Genomic DNA, 19,314 nt, shown 5'->3' with positions numbered 1-19,314 from the left:
AGTAAAGATACAAAAAAATAAACGATAAAACAAATTAATTAACTGATAATCAGTTAATTAAAATAATAATATTGAATATCTAAAAACAAAAAGTCGGAAGATTTTTCTTCCGACCATAACTGGATCGAAACCCGGCTTTTGTTATATGATAGTTTTAAAATACTGTCTGTATGTTCTACTCCTGATCAAGTTGTCTCTGAAACTCTTCAAGATATTGAGCGATGTGAATTCCGTCTGCCAATCCATGATGAGCTTCAATAGAAACCGGAAGATATTTTCTGCCGTCTCTGATGTTGAATCTTCCAAAAGCAATTTTAGGAACCGATTCTGTGGTATTAAAATCTGTAGGATGCAATATTGCACTGAACGAATTCCATGGAATGGCAGTATGTCTTACATGATCTTTTCCAATCCTTTCATTGCTTAATCTTAACCCTGTAGTCGCATGAACTCCTTTTATTTCTTCCTGCAAAGCCGTATTGAACGTTTCAAAATCTTCGGAAAAATGAGTGAATGAAAACCCAAAAGTGCCATCCGGTCTTCCGATTGTACTGCCGGCATGAACCGTATCAAACTGTATCACCTGCCTGTCAATAATTCTGAGTTTTAACTCATCTACTGTATTGATCGCCACCATAGATTTGTGAAAATAATAAGCAAAAAATGAATACCCTTTTTCTTTTGCATTAGCATATGCTTTTGTACAATCCACCTCCGTTGTAAATCCAAAATAAGGGCTTGCCATATTAGAAAAAAATTCAAAATGTTCTTTTCTGTTCCAGTTCTCTATATCTACAATCTTCATTGATTCTTATTTGCTGCAAATTTCTGAAAGTTTCTCCAGTTTTAAAAACTTATGTTTAAAAATATAATTAAAACTTAATTTTGTAATGGAGTCATTTGGTCGATATTTTGCTGCAAAACAGACGTATTTTATATTCTCATTTATTTACTTTCAAATAACTCCCTTTCATTCAGAAGGTTGACAATATACAAGCTTAATTAATAACAAAATAAAAGATAGGACAATGGAAAGAATCGGATTCATCGGATTAGGAAATATGGGCCATCCAATGGCAAAGAATATTGAAAAAGCACGATTTCCACTTTCGGTTTATAACAGATCATTGGAAAAAGCTAAAGATTTTGAAGAAAAATCGGCAGTGTGCACCCAAATTAAAGACCTTGTACAAAACAGTGATATTATATTCACCATGCTGACCAATGACAGTGCTGTAAAAGCAATATACGAAGAAATTCTTCCCTTAGACATTCAAGGGAAACTCTTTATAGATATGAGTACCATTTCCCCGGAAGCTTCTACAGAAACTGCATCTGCCTTGAAAATAAAAGAAGTTTCGTTTATTGATGCTCCTGTAGCAGGCAGTACCCAGCCAGCAAAGGAAGGAACACTGATCATTATGGCAGGAGGTGAAGAAAAAGATATCCAGCGTGCTATGCCCTACCTTTTGAAAATGGGAAAATCTGTAAAACATTTAGGTGAAAACGGAAAAGGAATCGCAGGAAAACTATCGATCAATTATTTTCTGTCTGCCATTTATCAGGGACTGGCAGAAACTGTTTTACTATCAGAAAAGTTAGGAATTGAAAGATCAGACATGCTGGAAATCATCAATGAAAGTGCCAGTGGAAGCGGTGCTACCAAAGTAAAAACACCTCTGTTGATTGCAGACCAGTACGCTCCGGCATTTGCCCTTGATCTGATGCTGAAAGATATTTTTCTCGCCAAAAATGCAGGTGCTAATTATCCTTTATCGGAAGCTTTGATTAAAACCTATCAAAATGCCCACGACAAAGGCTTTGGTCAGGATGATGTTATAGGAATCATCAATTATTTGAAAACAATAGAATAAATATGGAGATTATAAATTATAAAGGAACCCATTGGTCTGCAAGAAAAGCAGATCAGATTTATATAGTAAGCCTTAACAATCATTCCAGCATTGTGGAAGGTTTAACAGACTTTATTCAAAACCAAAATATCCAGGCAGGAGAAGTTACCGGAATAGGAGCTGTAAGTGAAGCCACTCTCCGATTCTTTAATCCGTCAACCAAAAAATATGTGGATAAAACATTCAAAGAACAGATGGAGGTCACTAATATTTCCGGAAACGTTTCTGAAATAGAAGGAAAACAGACTCTTCATCTTCACATTACGCTGGGAAGAGAAGATTACACGGCTTTGGGAGGGCATCTTCTTGACGCAAAAATTCAGGGAGCGGCAGAATTTATATTCTATCCATTGAATACCAGAGTCGTAAAAATTAAAAATGAAGAAATAGGAATCAATTTTTATGATTTTGAAAAATAAGATTTCGGTTGCTGTTGAAAGTAGTATTTTTGAAGAAATATTTATCTGATGTTCGAGATTTTGCTTTCTCATATCGAAAATAAGGTTGATATCACGGACGAACAGAAAAACCTTGTTCAGTCTTATTTTACCCTTAAAAAACTTCGCAAAAAACAGTATCTGCTTCAACAAGGAGATATCTGCAAATCATTGTCTTTTGTAAGTAAAGGTTTGCTGAAGTCTTATTTTCTGGATGAAAAAGGAAATGAACACATCAATATGTTTGCCTTTGAAGGCTGGTGGATTTCTGACTTTAACAGCTTTATCAATCAGGAAAAATCTGTACTGAATATTGATGCTATTGAAGAAACTGAAGTACTGATGATCACTTTGGAAAACTATGAAAAAATGATGCTGGAAATCCCGGTGATGGATCGTTATTTCAGAATTTTATATCAAAACAGTCTCGTTACGAAAGATTACAGGCTCATTGTGTCCAATAGCTATACAGCCGAAGAAAAATACCTTCAGCTGGCACAAAAGAATCCTGAAATGATCAAAAGAGTTCCACACAACCTTATCGCCTCTTATCTTGGTCTGGCTCCTGAAACCATAAGCAGAATCCGTAAAAAGAATTCTCTGAATAACACTTGATCCAGATCAACGCAAATGCATGACCCAAATCAAGGGTAAAAGCCTGACGACAGCCATAATTTTGTACAAGAAATTTTACAATACTTATGGAAAATATTGCATTGGTAGTAGGTGCTACCGGAATTACAGGAAGTAACCTTGCAGAAGAACTGATTGCACAAGGATGGACAACCTATGGATTATCCAGAAACCCCAACACCAATATCCCAGGTCTACACACCATTAAAGCAGACCTGATGAATGAGCAGAACCTTGCTGAAGCATTAGAAGGGATCTCTCCTACTCATATTTACTTTACCACGTGGATGCGCAACGACACAGAAGAAGAAAACATCCGTGTTAACAGTATGCTTGTGAGAAATCTGTTAAATGTTTTATCTCCTAAAAAATCGGTTCAGCATGTAGCTTTGGTTACAGGTTTGAAACATTATCTGGGGCCATTTGAGGCTTATGCTAAAGAAGGAGTTTTACCGGAAACACCTGTCAGAGAAGAACACCCAAGACTTCCTCTCCCCAACTTTTATTATGCACAGGAAGACGAAGTGTACAAAGCTTCTGAAAGAGATGGTTTTACATGGAGTATTCACAGACCTCACACCGTAGTTGGATATGCTGTAGGAAATCTTATGAATATTGGAGCTACGTTAGCCGTATATGCCAGCATCTGTAAAGAAACCGGAAGAAAGTTCATCTGGCCAGGCTCAGAAGCTCAATGGAATGGTATTTCGGATGTGACAGATGCCAGAATATTAGCTAAACAATTGGTTTGGGCATCATCTACAGAATCAGCAAAGAATCAAGCTTTTAATATTGCCAATGGAGATGTTTTCCGATGGAAATGGCTCTGGAAAAGACTGGCAGACTGGTTTGGTATAGAAGCCGAAGGTTTCAACGGTACCATACGACCTCTTGAAAAAGAAATGGAAAACGACCACGAAATCTGGACAGCCATTGCAGAGAAATATAATCTCAAAGAAACCAATCTTGATCGTCTGTCTTCAGCATGGCACACAGATTTGGATCTGGGAAGACCTCTGGAAGTGATGTGTGATATGTCTAAAAGCAGAAAACTTAGATTCACAGCTTATACAAGCACTGAAGATTCTTTTACAGATGTTTTTGAAAGATTGAGATCAGAAAATATGATCCCTTAATAATCTGTAGAAAAACGCAAAGACGTCATAAATGATTGATAGATTCTCGCAGATTTTGTGATTAATCAACAGGCAATAAAATAATGCTTTGAAATATTCAGGATTAAATTTTATCGAAGATAAAATCCTTGCGACTTAAAATCATCACATTGTAAAACCTTTCTTGCGTCTTTGCGTTTTTCCAACAAAAGCAGATAATGCTTATGATATAATTTGTGTTTTTTTAATGGTTAAAAGTTATATCTCCGTAGTCGTCACTCCAAATTTCTTTTTGAAAGAAGAATAAAAGTGAGATAAATTCTCAAAACCCAGATCAAGATAAATATCTGAAGGCTTTTTATATCTGTTCTTAATCAAATAATAGGCTTCCTTTAACCTTTTTTCTTTCAGCCATTGTTTGGGTGTCATTTCAAATGTTTTGCTGAAATCTCTTTTAAACCCCGAAAGACTACGTCCTGTAAGCCTTGCAAAAGCATCTACAGAAACATTGAACATAAAGTTTTTGTTCATAAACTCTTTAAGATCAATTTTATGAGGTTCAGAAAAGTCAAAAAGAAGATTTCTAACATCCGGATTGCTCAGTAAAAGTAACTCTATGGCTTCTTTTACCTTTATTGCTGCCAGTTTTGATGATACTTCCTGAGTTTTATAAATGTAAGGAATAAGAGAAGTAAAATAACTCTTAAAAAAATCATTAGACTCGAAAAATAACCGTTCATTACCAGAAAAATTGGCATTTACAGCTATTTTGTTTTCAGCAGCATACTGTCTCAGTGTTTCATCATCCAATGTAATAGAAACAAACTGATACTTTTCATGAGCAGAAGGATATTTAATCGTCCTGATCAGTTGATTTTTCCTGACCAGAACTACTGTATTCTCTTTGATTACCTTTTTACCATGTTCATGAAAAGCATGGGTCTCTCCGGATATCTGAAATCCCAAAAAGTGATCAGGAATAAATTCTTCATGACCTCTGTAAGATTCAAAGGCACATGAATAAACCAGTTTGTCAAATATGATTTCAGAAGTATTTTCCATGATACAAATATCTGAAATTTAGGCAATAGCATGAGCTCCTGCCTCTGCAATTTCTTTATCCTGATCAGGAGTACCGCCTGAAGAACCTATTGCCCCTATAATTTTTCCTTCTGCATTTTGAAGGACCACACCACCTGCAATAGTTAAAAGTCCATGATTAGAATTCAGCATTCCATGTCCATGAATACCGGTTTCTGAGATAATACTTCCCATCACATCACTGTTTACTCCAAACATAGCAGCGCTTCTTGCTTTTTTAACAGCAAAATCAATTACGCCATAGACGCTATCAAGTCTTGCCAATGCAACAAGATGTCCTCCGGTATCTACCACAGCAATACTCACAGGAATATTCAGAGATAATGCCTTTTCCTTTGCTGCCTGTAAAGCCTTTTCGGCTGTTTTATAACTCAATTCCATGATATTAGCTTTTTGCTGTCCATGCGTCTGCCTGAAGCTGTTTTACAAACTCTTCGGTTTCCTTCGGATGAACATTTCTGAAGTTACTGTTATCATCAAGAGCCACATTCACAATCACGTCTGCCATAGATTGTGGATCAAGCTGATGGGCTAAAGACTCTGCAGCCCCGTCAAAAGCAGATTCCGGAGTGAAGTTGGTTTTCGGATCATACCAATGGAAAATAGAGTCTACTCCTCTATCGTTGAATCCCGTTCCAAATACACCCGGATTACAAGTTGCAATCTTGATATTGAATGGTGCAAGCTCAGTTCTCAATCCTTCCGCAATAGATTCCAAAGCATGCTTTGAAGAACAATAAGCAGCAACATAAGGGACCGTCCATAAACCACCCATTGAAGAAGTGAAAACAATCTTACCGCCTTTCTTTTCAACAAACTTTTTGATATAACCTTGTGCAAGGTTCAAAGCACCAAATACATTCACTTCAAACATAGAACGGATAATATCTACGGGCTGTTCAGCAATAGGACCGCCTTCCATAATTCCGGCATTACTGATGAGAATATCTATATCACTATATTTCTTTAAAATATAATCTACATCTCTTTGGCTCGTTACGTCCAGTTTATCTACCGTCAGGTCAACTCCATGTTCTTTGGCTTCGCGGATTAAATCACTCATCTGAGGATAGACCTGAGCCGTAGCGATTACTTTGTGTCCTTTTTTAGCAAGATCAAAAGCTGCAATCTTCCCAAATCCGCTTGCTGCACCTGTAATTAAAATTGTTTTACTCATTGTATTCTTTTTTTATGTTGGTACAAAGTTCATAGATTTTCAGAAGGATGATATTGGCGCAGCGTTCATTTTTATATTGCTGAAAAGTTCAAAAAATTATTGAAATAAAGTATTTCTCCAGATAAATCTCATTTCAAATCATAAAAAATAGATTTATCGTTAGATTTGTAACCTTTAAAAACTAAAAACCAACGTATGCTTAAAATTAAGACACTCCTTTTAATTTTTATCGCCTCTTCTTCTTTTGGCTTTGCTCAAAACTGTACCTGTGAAAGTAATTATCAGTGGGTGAAAAAAACTTTTGAGGAAAATGATGCCGGATATCAGTATATCATTGATAAAAAGGGCGTTTCAGCCTATCAGGCACATAATGATGACTTTCTGAAAAAAATTAAAAATGTAAAATCTGATACAGAATGTTATCAAACCATTTATGATTGGCTTAAATTTTTCAGATCTGGTCATTTTTCAATCTCAAAAATTGAAAACAAAACCCAGGAAACACCGCCAATAGTCAATGAAAATATCAAAACAGAATTAGTAAAAATAGATATAGAAAAGTTCAAAAAAGAAGCTTTATCTAAAAAAGACTCAGATATTGAAGGAATCTGGGCAGTTGAACCTTATACCATAGGAATTAAAAAGATTGGAGAGGTCTATAAAGGATTCATTATCCAGTCCGGAGCCGAAAACTGGAAACCTAATGAATTAAAATTGACTTTCAATGCAGATAAAACCAAAGGAACTTATTATCTGAGAAATAAGACCGGACAGGAAATTCACAATATAAGACTTGTAGGAAAAAACTATCTTGAAATCAATGATTTTACCTTGAAAAGAGTTTCTCCGAAATTTGAAAAAGAAGAAGGAATTGAAACGTACTATCAAGCGATCTTGGCTCAAAAACCTTTCTTGAAAGAGCTTAACAAAACGACATTGCTTTTGAGAATCCCTTCATTCAATGGTGCTTTGAAAAAAGATATAGACAGTGTCATTACAGCCAACAAATCTAAAATTGAAAGTACGGAAAACCTTATTATTGATATCAGATATAATGGCGGCGGCAGTGATGGCAGTTTTGCTAAAATTACTCCATACCTGTATACAAATCCTATCAGAAGTGTCAGAACACAATTTTATTCTACAAAACTGAATAATCAGAGAATGTTAGACCTTTATGAAAATTACCAGAAATATGGGATACCTGTAGAGGAAAGAGAATATCTAAAAAAAGCTTATGATAAACTCAGCCAGAACTTAGGGAAGTTTGTAAGTCTGCAGGATGATGGAAATATAGTAGGAATCAATAAAATGGATAAAATCTCACCCTATCCAAAAAATGTAGGGATTATTATCAATAAAGGAAACGGAAGTACCGCAGAAGAGTTTTTATTGGCCGCAAAACAAAGTAAAAAAGTAAAGCTTTTCGGAACAACCACTGCGGGAGTTCTGGATATTTCCAATATGTATTTCGTAAATTCCCCTTGTAACGAATTTAAGATGGGATATGCACTCTCCAAAAGCTTCAGGATTCCCGATATGGCTATTGACGAAAAAGGTATTCAACCGGACTATTTCATTGATAAAACTATCCCCGATTATCAATGGATTGACTTTGTGAATGATGTACTCAATGAAAAATAAACTATACAAGCTGTTTCAAATAGAAACAGCTTTTTTTATGCTTTTAATCTTTCCTATATCATTTTTTATCAATAGAAATGGACTGCTATCCTGAGCATAGTGGAAGGAAGTCCATTTAATAAAAAGAAATATCATCATCGGCTTTAGCCAAAACCTATTATAAATAGTCACTCATACAAAATATAACCTGATATTATAGATCTCATACCACAAAAATTAAAAAATAAATAGTTTATCGTAAATTGGTTAAGTTTTTGAAGTTTATTTTCTAAACCAGTCACACCATTGAAATTAATCACATTTACCAAAAAAGGCATTTACTGTCCACAGGGAAAATTCTACATAGATCCCTGGAGACCCGTAGATATGGCCGTTATCACCCACGGTCATGCCGATCATGCCCGCTGGGGAATGAAAAAATACCTTTGTCACCATTTTACTAAGCCTATTCTACACCAGAGAATTGGAACAGATATCGAATGCCAGAGTATAGAATATGGAGAAGTGATTACCATCAATGGAGTAAGACTATCCCTTCATCCTGCCGGGCATATCATTGGTTCTGCGCAGATAAAGCTTGAATATAAAGGATATGTGACTGTTATTTCAGGAGATTATAAAGTTCAGGATGATGGACTGAGCACTCCTTTTGAGCTGGTAAGATGCAATGAATTTGTCACAGAAAGTACCTTTGGCCTGCCTATTTACAATTGGCTGGAAGTTCCTGATTTAAATAGAAAACTTCAGAACTGGGTGCTGAAAAATAAAGAAAACAATAAAACCTCTGTATTCATAGGATATTCGTTGGGAAAAGCCCAGCGTATTATGAAGGCAGTGGAAGAATTAGGGAAAATATACGTCCATTATTCCATCGGAAAACTGAATGAAGCTTTTGAAACAGTGGGAATTGATCTTCCAGAGTATACGATTGCTGATTTCAGAGAACGTCCAAAAGAAATAGAGCAGGAAATTGTCATTGTACCACCAGCTTTACTCGACAGTAATATCATCAAGAAAATTCCGGATCCGGCTACCGCAATATGTTCTGGCTGGATGCAGGTACGCGGTGCCAGAAGATGGCGGAGTGCAGATGCAGGATTTGCCATGAGTGACCATGCAGACTGGAAAGGATTATTACAGACTGTAAAAGCAACCGAAGCAGAATTGGTACACGTTACTCACGGACAGACAGAAGTATTTTCAAAATATCTGAATGAAATAGGAATTAAGGCAGACGTTGTAGAAACACTTTACGGTGAGGATGAAGAAGAATCTGAAAAAGAAACCCCAGAAAATTCGGAATCATGAGACATTTTGCAGAACTTATCAACACATTGGAAACCACCAATAAAACCAATGCTAAAATTGATGCTATCTTAGATTATCTGGAACGTGCTCCTGATGAAGATAAGGTATGGTTTATTGCCTTATTTACCGGAAAAAAGCCCAAGAGAAATGTTAATACCAATTACATGAAAGAATGGGCGCTGGAAATCACAAAACTACCATACTGGCTGTTTCAGGAATCTTATTCTTCAGTGGGCGATCTTGGAGAAACATTATCATTAATTCTTCCGCCTCCGGAGGAAAAGATAGAGCGTTCATTATCAGAATGGATGAATGATATTGTCAGTTTAAAAGGTAAAACAGACGCAGAAAAGAAAGAATTTGTACTGCAATCGTGGAATGGCCTGGATTATACTGAGTGTTTGATTTTCAATAAATTAATTGGTGGCAGCTTCCGAATCGGAGTATCGGATAAAACATTAATCAATGCTTTGACCAAATTTTCAGGGCAGGAATCCAGTGCTTTGATGCACAGTTTAATGGGTAAATGGCTGCCGGATGAAGTTTCCTTCAAAGAACTTATTGACGCAGAAAATGTAAATCCTGACAACTCAAAACCATACCCTTTCTGCCTTGCCTATCCTTTGGAAAAAGAAACTGAAGAATTGGGAGATCCTGATGAATGGCTGGTAGAATACAAATGGGACGGAATACGCGGACAAATCATCCGGAGAAACGATGAAGTGTTCATCTGGTCAAGAGGTGAAGAACTCGTAACAGAGCAATTTCCTGAAATTACAGAAGTCGTAAAAGCCATGAAAGGCAACTTTGTCATAGATGGAGAAATACTTGCGGTAAAGGATGGTAAAGCACTAAACTTTAACGAATTACAGAAAAGATTAAACAGAAAAACTTTAACTAAAAAAATGCTCTCGGAAATACCGATAGAAGTCTTCGTCTATGACTTGCTGGAAATGGAAGACAACGATCTGAGAGAGAAACCAATCTCCTCCCGAAGAGCTTTACTTGAAGAATTATTACTGAATGAAAATCCGGAACGCATCAGTATTTCCAGAAGTCTGGATTTTGAAAAATGGGAAGAATTAAATGCTCTTCGTGAAAATTCGAGAGACATAAACAGCGAAGGATTGATGTTAAAACAAAAAAACTCACCTTATCATTCAGGACGAAAAAAAGGCGACTGGTGGAAGTGGAAAATCAATCCGTTTACCATTGATGCAGTTCTTATTTATGCCCAAAAAGGCAGCGGAAGACGAAGTGCCTACTACACCGATTATAGTTTTGCCGTGAAAAACGGAGATACTTTGGTGACCATTGCCAAAGCCTACTCAGGATTAACGGATAAAGAAATCATGGAAGTAAGCCGGTTTGTGACTAAAAATGCCATTGAGAAATTTGGACCTGTAAGAACCGTAAAAGCAGAACTGGTCTTTGAAATTGCTTTTGAAGGAATTGGGTTCAGTAACCGTCATAAAAGTGGTGTAGCCCTACGATTTCCGAGAATTGCAAGATGGCGGAAAGACAAAACCGTAGACGAAATTGATGATTTGGAAGAGATTAAAAAATTAATACAGTAATATTTTAACGCAAAGACACAAGGGTTTTTAATTTATCAATAATATTTTTTGTTCGCAAAGACACTCCGTTCAGCTATGTCGAGATACTGACTTTGTTAAGTGAAACGCCCTTGCGATCAAAAAAAATACAACGTTATCATATAAACTCTTAACGTCTTTTGCGTTAAAAATTTAAATCAAATATAAATTGGCAGCTTTTGAACATACCAACGGATTGAAGATCATTCAGCAATGGATGACCGATAAAGGTATTGCCCCTTTCAAATTTCAGCTGGAAACCTGGAAAAAATTTGGAAATGGTTACAGCGGAATGGTTGTAGCTCCTACTGGCTTTGGCAAGACTTTTTCTGTTTTCTTAGCCTTAATTTTAGATTTTCTGAATCATCCTGAGCAATATAAAAAAGGACTGAAAATGATCTGGATAACTCCTCTTCGTTCCCTCTCTAAAGATATTGCGAAAGCCATGCAGGAAGCTATTGATGAAATTGGACTCGATTGGACTGTAGGCGTAAGAAACGGAGATACTGATCCCAAAGTAAGACAGCAGCAGATAAAAAAAATGCCTGAAATTCTTGTTGTAACTCCTGAAAGTCTTCATTTGCTTCTGGCTCAGAAAAATAATGAAACTTTTTTCAGAGACATGAAATGTGTAGCTGTGGATGAATGGCATGAATTATTGGGTTCAAAGCGTGGTGTCATGGTAGAACTCGGAATTTCGCAACTTAAAAAATATGTTCCGAAAATTAAGATCTGGGGAATCACAGCTACTATCGGAAATCTGGATGAAGCTATGGAAGTACTTATTCCATATGATATTAAAAAGACAAAAATTACAGCCAAGGAACAAAAGAAAATAGATATTCTCCCCGTTTTTCCGGATGAAATTGAGATATTGCCCTGGGCAGGACATCTTGGAAACAAACTTGCAGATAAAGTGGTTCCTATTATTCTGGAATCAAAATCTACCATTGTATTCACCAATACCAGAAGTCAGAGTGAAATGTGGTACCAGCTTTTGCTCGATGCTTATCCTGATTTTGCAGGTCAGATAGCCATCCATCACAGTTCTATTGATGCTCATTTAAGAATCTGGATTGAAGAAAATTTAAGTTCAGGAAAATTAAAAGCCGTTGTTTCCACATCCTCTCTTGATCTTGGAATTGATTTTAAACCTGTTGACACCGTCATTCAGGTTGGATCCGCCAAAGGAGTTGCACGCTTTCTGCAAAGAGCCGGACGCAGCGGCCACTCTCCTTTTGAAACATCCAGAATTTATTGTGTTCCAACCCATTCTCTGGAACTGATTGAAGTTTCAGCTTTAAAAGAAGCCGTAAAACAGAATGTGGTAGAGCCCAGAGAGCCACAGGTATTGTGTTTCGATGTGCTGGTTCAGTTTATGATGACATTAGCTGTTGGAAACGGCTTTTATCCTGATGAATTATACGAAAGAATTAAAAAAGTATATGCATTTCAGGAAATACTGGATGAAGAATGGAAAAGCATCCTGGAATTTCTTACCATTGGCGGCAGTGTTTTAAAAAACTATGAAGAGTTTCATAAAATCGTCATTATGGAAGATGGCCTTTATAAAGTAACTTCAAGAAAAATAGCGATGCTTCACCGGATGAATATGGGCGTGATTGTAAGTGATGCGATGCTAAAAGTGAAATTTATATCCGGAGGTTATATCGGAATGATTGAAGAATATTTTATTTCAAAACTGAAAAAAGAAGAGAAATTTATTCTGGCCGGCCGTACTCTGGAAGTGGCTATGATCAAAGATATGACAGTGTATGTAAGAGCAGCTAAAGGAAGAGCTTTAGTTCCGAGTTATCTTGGCGGAAGGCTTCCTTTGAGTTCCAATCTGGGACATTTTTTAAGGGAAAAACTTTCACATGCTTTAAATCCGAAAGCTTCAGAAAAAGAATTGAAATTTCTGCATCCTCTTCTGATCAATCAGGAAAAAAATTCCCATATTCCCAAAGAAGATGAATTTTTGGTTGAAATGATCAAGAACCGTGAAGGATATCATTTGTTCATGTATCCTTTCGAAGGACGTCTGGTACACGAAGTGATGGCCGCTCTGATTGCCTATCGGATCTCAAAACTGGCACCTATCTCCTTTTCCATGGCGATGAACGATTATGGATTTGAACTGTTCAGTGATAAAGAAATCCCTTTACATGAAGAGAACCTACAACAAATTTTGACCCGGGATAATCTGATGAATGACGTGATTGCTAGTATCAATTCTGCTGAAATGGCAAGGAGGAAATTCAGGGATATTGCAGTGATTTCAGGAATGGTGATTCAGAATTATGCAGGCCAGCAACGCTCCAATAAATCTTTACAAAGCTCTGCCGGACTCATCTTTAAAGTCTTAGAAGATCATGATCCCAATCATTTTTTAATAAAACAGGCATATACAGAAGTCTTCAATATGCAGCTTCAGGAACAACGATTGGTAGAAGCTTTTAAAAGGATTGAAAAATCTGAAATTATCTTAAAACATTCCCGTTCCTTTACTCCGCTCAGCTTCCCGATTAAAGTTGACAGCTTAAGGCAGACCCTTTCAAGTGAAGGACTGGATGCAAGGATTAAAAGAATGCTGAAGCTGTCTAATATAAGTGATCTTTGATGATCAATTTATGTATTTTTCTCCTATAAAATCAGACTTGATGCCTGTTAATTTAATCTTATTCTTAGCCTAATATTCTAAGTTAAATTTCTTGATAATTGTAAATAATCATCGTAACTTAGAGTATATCTTCTTAGAAGTTTAAATAAAATTTAAAATGGAAAAATTGTTCTTAGTCCGTCACGGACAGTCACTCTGGAATCTGGAAAACAGATTTACAGGGTGGAAAGATATCGATATAACTGAAGCCGGTATTGAAGAAGCAAAAAAAGCAGGTCTTGCTTTAAAAGGAGAAAAAATAGATATAGCATTTACTTCTGCATTGATCAGAGCACAGCATACCTTATCCATCATCCTGAATGAAATTGGAAATCCCAACATCCCGGTTGTTAAAGACAAAGCATTAAACGAACGTTCTTACGGAAATCTGGAAGGACTCAACAAAGCTGAAACTGCTCTGAAATATGGTGACGAACAGGTTCATACCTGGCGCAGATCATTTGATGTGGTTCCTCCAGGCGGAGAAAGCCTTAAAGACACTTACAACAGAGTGATTCCTTATTTTGAAAGCCAGATAAGACCTTTGCTGAAACAAGGTGAAAATGTATTGATCGTCGCTCACGGAAACAGCCTTCGTGCACTCATTATGTATCTGGAACATCTTTCTCCGGAAGAAATTCTGGAAAGAGAGATTGCAACAGGCTTCCCTCTGACCTATGTTTTTGATGAAAAATTTCGTGTAAGCCGCAAGGTTAGCTAAATATGATCCAAATAATTTAATTTTAAACATTCATTTTTCAATCCATCAAGTGTGTTTATAGCAACCAAAAATATTTCCATCCAAAACGAAACTTTCACTCTGACCAATCAGCGGGCAGCATTCTGGCAAAAAGAAAAAGCATTGATACTTTCCGATCTGCACATCGGGAAAACTGCTCATTTTCGTAAAAATGGGATTGCACTGGCCAATCATATTATGAAAAGTGATGTGGAAAGATTATCGGCGCTGATTGAATATTTTCAGCCTGAAAAATTCGTTGTGGTTGGAGATTTACTTCATGCCGGAGACAATTCTGATGTAGATGAATTCTGCACATGGAAAAGCCAATATCCTGATATACAGTTTTATCTGATTGAAGGAAACCATGACCGTATTTCAAAAGCTCTGGAAGAAAAATTATGCTTTAATCACAAAGCTGAATACATTGAAATGGGTAATATTACCTTTATTCACGATTTTGATTCCACCAGAGCCGGATTTCAGATTACCGGACATATTCACCCTGGAATTGTGTTGAATTCTGCAGTAAAAAATATTCGATTACCCTGCTTTGTGCTAAGCAGCAATCAATTATTATTACCTGCTTTCAGTGAATTTACAGGACTGGATACGAAAAACCTGCCTAAGAAAAGCACTTATTTTGTCTTTACAGATGCGGAGATTTATGAAATCTGATAATATTAATGCTATCTGATTTTACATGAAAAAATAGTATCATTACATAAAAAAGATATCTTGTAAGTAAGAATCCATGTCAAGGTTTAAAACCTTGACATGGATTGATGAGTAAAATAAAAATATTAATAAAATCTTAATTTTTCTTACCCAAACGGATACTGTAGATTGTAATCAATACCGTAACCAATAGGAATAATGCTCCTATCCATGGCGTACTTTCCAGACCTAAAGAAGAGGTAACAATCATTCCTCCTGCATAAGATCCGATCGCAATACCAATATTGAATGCGGCAATATTAATTCCGGAAGCAACGTCTTCAGTTCCAGGAAGTTCTTTTTCTGCAATCTGTACTACCAATAACTGAAGTCCGGGAACAGAAGCAAATGATAAAGCGCCTAAAAAGAAAAGCGTAATGATGCTTAAAACCGGACTGCTTACTGTGAAGTAAAATGCAAGCAATACCAATCCCTGTGCTGCAAACATCCATAGAAGGGCTTTCAAAGGATTTTTATTGGCAACTTTTCCTCCAATCAAGTTTCCTAAGGCAATGGCAATTCCATAAATCAAAAGAATGAAAGTGACCGTAGATTCCTGAAATCCTGTTATTTTCTGTAAAATAGGCGACAGATAAGTAAATACTACAAATGTACCACCATATCCCATCGCTGTCATTAAAAAAGCAAAAATCAGACGTCTGTTCCCAAGCACTTTAAACTGACTTTTTATAGAAGCGGTTTTTCCGTTTTTCAGATTGTTGGGAACCAATACTAGACTGGCAACCAGCCCTATGATTCCAAGGATTGAAACTCCTATGAAAGTTGCTCTCCATCCAAAATGCTGTCCTATAAATGTCCCTAGCGGAACTCCTGTTACAATCGCCAATGTAAGTCCGGCAAACATAATAGAAATCGCAGTCGCTCTTTTCTCTTCAGGAACCAGTGAAGCCGCAATGGTAGAACCTATGGAAAAGTAAACCCCGTGGGCAAATCCCGTAAGTATTCTCGCTAAAACCAAAGTTATAAAACCCGGAGCTATCGACGCCAGTCCGTTTCCAATAACAAATAAAAGCATAATGGATACCAGTAACATCTTGCGGGGAATTTTTCCCGTTAATGCTGTTAATATTGGTGCTCCGATAGCCACCCCTATTGCATAAAGACTTACCAACAGCCCTGCTGAAGGGATCGTAATTCCAAGGTCGGAAGCTACTGTAGGAAGAAGCCCAACAATCACAAATTCTGTAGTTCCTATTCCGAAGGCACTGATCGTTAGTGCCCAAAGTGCTGCAGGAAGACCTTTTTTAGCAGTCTGTGCTGCAGTTTTGATCTGTATTTCTTTTTGAAAATTCATTGTCTTGTATTTTGTTGATATTGACAAGGCAAATTTCTGACGAATAATTGTATTATAAAAATTATTTAAATTGTATCAAAGTATCAGAATAATGATATATTTTATTTTACATTTAAAATGTGTTCCTTTGTACAATAATCATCAGTTTTAATGAAAAAATCAGAAGCAACCCGCCTTACTATTCTCCAGAAAGCGTTCGAATTGATCTATGTGAAAGGTTTTCAGACCACAAGCATTGATGAAATTATTGCAACGACTCAGGTGACGAAAGGTGCTTTTTATTATCATTTTAAAACCAAAGATGAAATGGGATTGGCTATTATTACAGATCTGATGAAACCCAACTTCAGAAAAACTTTCATTCATTCTCTTCAAAGCAGTCAGAATCCTTTAGACAGTATTTATAACATCATGTACTATCTCCTGATCGAAAATGACTTTTTAAAAGTTGAATATGGCTGCCCTACTTCTAATTTTGTACAGCAAATGGCACCTTGGCATCATGCTTTCACACAGGCATTGCATGAACTTTCAAAAGAATGGGAACAGGCTCTTGCAGAAAGTATTGAAAAGGGTAAAGAAGCCGGACTCATCAAAAAAGAAGTGAATGCAGAAGAAGTGAGTGTTTTTGTCATTTCAGGGTATTGGGGAGTAAGAAATCTGGGTAAATTAGAAAACTCAAAAGAAGTATATCTTATTTATTTAAAAGGACTTAAGTCTTATTTTAACACGCTTCAATAATTTTTTTCTCAAAAAACATACCAATTAGTATGTTTTTATTTTATCTTTGCTCCATTGAAAAAAATAAACAATGTATCAAACCCTTACATTTTTACATTCTCTCACACGATGGCTGGTTCTAATAAGCTTGATTTATTCAATTTACCGCTCTTTCAAAGGTTATTTTTCAAACAGAAAATTTAGAAGAACAGATAACGCTGTAAGACACTGGACAGCAACTATAGCCCATATCCAACTGATCATAGGAATGATTTTCTATTTTAAAAGCCCGGTGATCCAATACTTCTGGAAAAACTTTACCCAAGCTAAAGAATCTTTTGAACATGTATTTTTCGGTTTGATTCATATTTCACTGATGATTACAGCGATAGTTATCATCACAATTGGCTCTGCTATAGCCAAAAGAAAATCTTCGGATAAAGAAAAATTCAAGACGATGGGTATCTGGTTTTCTATTGCATTGATTATTATTTTCATTGCTATTCCGTGGCCTTTCTCACCATTTGCAAACAGACCATATTTCAGATAATTATGATAGATTTATTTAAAACCAAGATCGGCCGGCTGAGAATTCTGGCTATTTTAGAAGGAATTTCGTTACTGACGCTGGTACTTATTGCTGTACCAATGAAATATTGGATGGGTAATCCTTTATTGGTAAGACTTATTGGTCCCGTTCACGGAACAGTATTCCTGCTTTTCCTGTTCAATACATTGAGCGTTGGCGTGGAACAGAATTGGAAATTTAAAGACACGACATGGAAAGTAATTCTTGCCTGCTTTATTCCTTTTGGGACTTTTTATATTGATAAAAAAATCCTGAGCAAATTATGAAAAATCTTCTTCTATTCTGTGGAATAGCCCTTACGCTGTATGTCGTTTACCGAATTTACCGATTCCAGACCTTAGATAATGGCTTGCCGGAACTGCTCAAAAAAGGAGCTGTTATTCTTGACGTAAGAACCGAAAAGGAATATGAAACGGGACATATTGAAGGTTCTGTCAATATTTCTTTAGGAACAATCAGAGAGCGGTATGTAGAATTAGATCAGGAGAAAACATACATCACAGTATGCTCCCACGGACTCCGAAGCGTGAAAGCAGAAAATATTCTCAAAGAAAGAGGCTTCAAACATATCTATAACGGAGGTGCGTGGACAGACCTGCAGAAAACAATCCAACCATAAAAAGAAAGAATGAGTCTCTTCTGCATGGCCTTTACAGAAGAGATTCTATTTTTTAAACTGTTTTATCGTCAAGCCATACTACTTTCTGTTCTGATGAATGTTCCTGCCCAATAATATCCCTGTATAATTCAGGTCTTCGGGCTTTAATATAGCGATACCCTCCTGCCTGAGTAAGCTTTTGAGGAGTAAGGACAGCCGATTCAAAACTGTCTTCCCAAGAACGGCATTCTGCAATCACATCTCCAAAAGGATCAATAATCATAGAACATCCGTTTTTCAACTGGTCATCATCCATACCCACAGGGTTTGAAAATACAATATAAGCTCCATTATCATAAGCTCTGGACGGAAGCCACTTCATCAGCCAGTCTCTGCCTTTCATTCCTTCAAATTCCAGGCGTAAAGATGTAGGATCTGCTACCCTATTTTCCCAAAGTAGAGGATCCACAAAGCCTGCTCCAGGTCTTGTAGAAGCAGTGCACATGGTAACATGAGGCATGAAAATAATTTCCGCACCCAAAAGTCTTGTAGCTCTGACATTTTCAATGATATTGTTATCATAACAAATAAGAATTCCGCATTTCCAGCCCATAATATCAAATACACAATATTCATTGCCAGGGGTAAGGTTCGGATTAATAAAAGGATGTAATTTTCTGTATTTCGCCTTGAGTCCGGTTTTATCAACACATACATAAGCTTTGAAGAGGTTATCTTGTTCATCTTTTTCAAACAGACCAGCTAAGATGGTGATATTATGTTTCGTGGCAATCTCCTGTAATTTTTGAATGCTATCCCCTTCCGGAATACGCTCAGCAATATCAATAAGCTGTTCTCTGGAAAGTTTTCGGGCAAAAGTGTACCCTGTAATGGAACATTCATGAAAAGCAATCACATGGGACCCTTTGGATGCTGCCTCACAGGCTAATTTTTCGATAACGGATAGATTATAAGCTTTATCTCCGCTTCTGTTTTCAAATTGTGCAGTTGAAATTTTAATATTCATTGATTTTTTTAAGCAAAACTAGCCAGT

The 19,314-nt window shown here is 36.6% G+C and carries 20 protein-coding genes; 14 read left to right on the top strand and 6 right to left on the bottom strand.

Going from position 1 to position 19,314, the window contains the following annotated elements; translation table 11 throughout:
* Positions 1-175: 175 nt before the first annotated feature.
* Entirely contained in the window at positions 176-805 is a 630-nt protein-coding gene (locus CQ046_RS09770) for a chloramphenicol acetyltransferase (protein WP_105702079.1), read from the bottom strand.
* A gap of 196 nt (positions 806-1,001) precedes the next feature.
* Here CQ046_RS09770 and CQ046_RS09765 point away from each other — a divergent pair, with 196 nt between their 5' ends.
* From CQ046_RS09765 to CQ046_RS09750, 4 genes are all read left to right on the top strand, one after another.
* A complete protein-coding gene (locus CQ046_RS09765; protein WP_228406923.1) occupies positions 1,002-1,874 on the top strand; it encodes an NAD(P)-dependent oxidoreductase in 873 nt (290 codons plus the stop codon).
* A 2-nt stretch (positions 1,875-1,876) separates the two neighbouring features.
* Positions 1,877-2,332, top strand: coding sequence for a PPC domain-containing DNA-binding protein (locus CQ046_RS09760; protein WP_165790498.1), 456 nt, complete (start codon positions 1,877-1,879; stop codon positions 2,330-2,332).
* 48 nt (positions 2,333-2,380) lie between these two features.
* On the top strand, positions 2,381-2,965 hold the full coding sequence (locus CQ046_RS09755) for a Crp/Fnr family transcriptional regulator (RefSeq protein ID WP_105702077.1): 585 nt from the start codon (positions 2,381-2,383) through the stop codon (positions 2,963-2,965).
* Positions 2,966-3,051: 86 nt separating this feature from the next.
* Positions 3,052-4,119, top strand: a complete 1,068-nt coding sequence (locus CQ046_RS09750) for an SDR family oxidoreductase (RefSeq protein WP_105702076.1) — start codon at positions 3,052-3,054, stop codon at positions 4,117-4,119.
* Between the two features lie 237 nt (positions 4,120-4,356).
* On the opposite strand, the gene CQ046_RS09745 is transcribed toward CQ046_RS09750, so the two are convergent.
* The 3 genes from CQ046_RS09745 to CQ046_RS09735 are packed head-to-tail and all read right to left on the bottom strand — an operon-like array spanning position 4,357 to position 6,376.
* On the bottom strand, positions 4,357-5,160 hold the full coding sequence (locus tag CQ046_RS09745) for a helix-turn-helix domain-containing protein (RefSeq protein WP_105702075.1): 804 nt from the start codon (positions 5,158-5,160) through the stop codon (positions 4,357-4,359).
* A gap of 18 nt (positions 5,161-5,178) precedes the next feature.
* Positions 5,179-5,580 carry a GlcG/HbpS family heme-binding protein gene (locus CQ046_RS09740; protein ID WP_105702074.1) on the bottom strand — a complete coding sequence of 134 codons (402 nt, stop codon included), beginning with the start codon at positions 5,578-5,580 and terminating at the stop codon, positions 5,179-5,181.
* Between the two features lie 4 nt (positions 5,581-5,584).
* Positions 5,585-6,376, bottom strand: a complete 792-nt coding sequence (locus CQ046_RS09735) for an SDR family oxidoreductase (protein ID WP_105702073.1) — start codon at positions 6,374-6,376, stop codon at positions 5,585-5,587.
* Between the two features lie 195 nt (positions 6,377-6,571).
* On the opposite strand from CQ046_RS09735, the gene CQ046_RS09730 reads away from it, so the two are divergent.
* The 6 genes from CQ046_RS09730 (at position 6,572) to pdeM (ending at position 14,999) form a co-directional block, all read left to right on the top strand.
* Entirely contained in the window at positions 6,572-8,020 is a 1,449-nt protein-coding gene (locus CQ046_RS09730) for a S41 family peptidase (RefSeq protein WP_105702072.1), read from the top strand.
* A gap of 285 nt (positions 8,021-8,305) precedes the next feature.
* Positions 8,306-9,328, top strand: a complete 1,023-nt coding sequence (locus CQ046_RS09725; RefSeq protein ID WP_105702071.1) for a ligase-associated DNA damage response exonuclease — start codon at positions 8,306-8,308, stop codon at positions 9,326-9,328.
* Complete coding sequence (locus CQ046_RS09720; RefSeq protein ID WP_105702070.1) at positions 9,325-10,905, top strand: ATP-dependent DNA ligase; 1,581 nt, start codon at positions 9,325-9,327, stop codon at positions 10,903-10,905. Before CQ046_RS09725 ends, CQ046_RS09720 begins: the two co-directional genes overlap by 4 nt.
* Positions 10,906-11,092: 187 nt before the next feature.
* Positions 11,093-13,543 (top strand): ligase-associated DNA damage response DEXH box helicase, encoded by a 2,451-nt coding sequence (locus CQ046_RS09715; RefSeq protein ID WP_105702069.1) that lies wholly within the window; start codon positions 11,093-11,095, stop codon positions 13,541-13,543.
* Positions 13,544-13,700: 157 nt separating this feature from the next.
* Positions 13,701-14,303: a 2,3-bisphosphoglycerate-dependent phosphoglycerate mutase gene (locus CQ046_RS09710; RefSeq protein ID WP_105702068.1), complete on the top strand. Its 603-nt coding sequence runs from the start codon at positions 13,701-13,703 to the stop codon at positions 14,301-14,303.
* A gap of 51 nt (positions 14,304-14,354) precedes the next feature.
* Positions 14,355-14,999: a ligase-associated DNA damage response endonuclease PdeM gene (gene pdeM / locus CQ046_RS09705; protein WP_105702067.1), complete on the top strand. Its 645-nt coding sequence runs from the start codon at positions 14,355-14,357 to the stop codon at positions 14,997-14,999.
* A gap of 136 nt (positions 15,000-15,135) precedes the next feature.
* On the opposite strand, the gene CQ046_RS09700 is transcribed toward pdeM, so the two are convergent.
* Positions 15,136-16,353: an MFS transporter gene (locus tag CQ046_RS09700; protein ID WP_105702066.1), complete on the bottom strand. Its 1,218-nt coding sequence runs from the start codon at positions 16,351-16,353 to the stop codon at positions 15,136-15,138.
* 150 nt (positions 16,354-16,503) lie between these two features.
* Here CQ046_RS09700 and CQ046_RS09695 point away from each other — a divergent pair, with 150 nt between their 5' ends.
* The 4 genes from CQ046_RS09695 (at position 16,504) to CQ046_RS09680 (ending at position 18,281) form a co-directional block, all read left to right on the top strand.
* Positions 16,504-17,094, top strand: coding sequence for a TetR/AcrR family transcriptional regulator (locus CQ046_RS09695; RefSeq protein ID WP_105702065.1), 591 nt, complete (start codon positions 16,504-16,506; stop codon positions 17,092-17,094).
* Between the two features lie 70 nt (positions 17,095-17,164).
* On the top strand, positions 17,165-17,623 hold the full coding sequence (locus CQ046_RS09690) for a hypothetical protein (RefSeq protein WP_105702064.1): 459 nt from the start codon (positions 17,165-17,167) through the stop codon (positions 17,621-17,623).
* Positions 17,624-17,625: 2 nt separating this feature from the next.
* Entirely contained in the window at positions 17,626-17,928 is a 303-nt protein-coding gene (locus CQ046_RS09685) for a DUF3817 domain-containing protein (protein WP_105702063.1), read from the top strand.
* Positions 17,925-18,281, top strand: coding sequence for a rhodanese-like domain-containing protein (locus CQ046_RS09680; protein ID WP_105702062.1), 357 nt, complete (start codon positions 17,925-17,927; stop codon positions 18,279-18,281). Before CQ046_RS09685 ends, CQ046_RS09680 begins: the two co-directional genes overlap by 4 nt.
* A 52-nt stretch (positions 18,282-18,333) precedes the next feature.
* Here CQ046_RS09680 and CQ046_RS09675 read toward each other — a convergent pair whose 3' ends face one another.
* On the bottom strand, positions 18,334-19,287 hold the full coding sequence (locus CQ046_RS09675; protein WP_105702061.1) for a nitrilase family protein: 954 nt from the start codon (positions 19,285-19,287) through the stop codon (positions 18,334-18,336).
* Positions 19,288-19,314: the final 27 nt, after the last annotated feature.

The sequence above is a fragment of the Chryseobacterium sp. MYb7 genome (assembly GCF_002979455.1).
Lineage (GTDB): Bacteria > Bacteroidota > Bacteroidia > Flavobacteriales > Weeksellaceae > Chryseobacterium.
The sequence above is the reverse complement of the archived record's forward strand: the minus strand, read 5'-3'. Positions and strand labels throughout refer to the sequence as shown.

Excerpts from the sequence above, each read along its gene's own strand:
- CQ046_RS09770 (WP_105702079.1), bottom strand. The coding sequence starts at position 805 with ATGAAGATTGTAGATATAGAGAACTGGAACAGAAAAGAACATTTTGAA.
- CQ046_RS09760 (WP_165790498.1), top strand. The coding sequence starts at position 1,877 with ATGGAGATTATAAATTATAAAGGAACCCATTGGTCTGCAAGAAAAGCA.
- CQ046_RS09755 (WP_105702077.1), top strand. The coding sequence starts at position 2,381 with ATGTTCGAGATTTTGCTTTCTCATATCGAAAATAAGGTTGATATCACG.
- CQ046_RS09750 (WP_105702076.1), top strand. The coding sequence starts at position 3,052 with ATGGAAAATATTGCATTGGTAGTAGGTGCTACCGGAATTACAGGAAGT.
- CQ046_RS09745 (WP_105702075.1), bottom strand. The coding sequence starts at position 5,160 with ATGGAAAATACTTCTGAAATCATATTTGACAAACTGGTTTATTCATGT.
- CQ046_RS09740 (WP_105702074.1), bottom strand. The coding sequence starts at position 5,580 with ATGGAATTGAGTTATAAAACAGCCGAAAAGGCTTTACAGGCAGCAAAG.
- CQ046_RS09735 (WP_105702073.1), bottom strand. The coding sequence starts at position 6,376 with ATGAGTAAAACAATTTTAATTACAGGTGCAGCAAGCGGATTTGGGAAG.
- CQ046_RS09730 (WP_105702072.1), top strand. The coding sequence starts at position 6,572 with ATGCTTAAAATTAAGACACTCCTTTTAATTTTTATCGCCTCTTCTTCT.
- CQ046_RS09720 (WP_105702070.1), top strand. The coding sequence starts at position 9,325 with ATGAGACATTTTGCAGAACTTATCAACACATTGGAAACCACCAATAAA.
- CQ046_RS09710 (WP_105702068.1), top strand. The coding sequence starts at position 13,701 with ATGGAAAAATTGTTCTTAGTCCGTCACGGACAGTCACTCTGGAATCTG.
- CQ046_RS09700 (WP_105702066.1), bottom strand. The coding sequence starts at position 16,353 with ATGAATTTTCAAAAAGAAATACAGATCAAAACTGCAGCACAGACTGCT.
- CQ046_RS09695 (WP_105702065.1), top strand. The coding sequence starts at position 16,504 with ATGAAAAAATCAGAAGCAACCCGCCTTACTATTCTCCAGAAAGCGTTC.
- CQ046_RS09690 (WP_105702064.1), top strand. The coding sequence starts at position 17,165 with ATGTATCAAACCCTTACATTTTTACATTCTCTCACACGATGGCTGGTT.
- CQ046_RS09685 (WP_105702063.1), top strand. The coding sequence starts at position 17,626 with ATGATAGATTTATTTAAAACCAAGATCGGCCGGCTGAGAATTCTGGCT.
- CQ046_RS09680 (WP_105702062.1), top strand. The coding sequence starts at position 17,925 with ATGAAAAATCTTCTTCTATTCTGTGGAATAGCCCTTACGCTGTATGTC.
- CQ046_RS09675 (WP_105702061.1), bottom strand. The coding sequence starts at position 19,287 with ATGAATATTAAAATTTCAACTGCACAATTTGAAAACAGAAGCGGAGAT.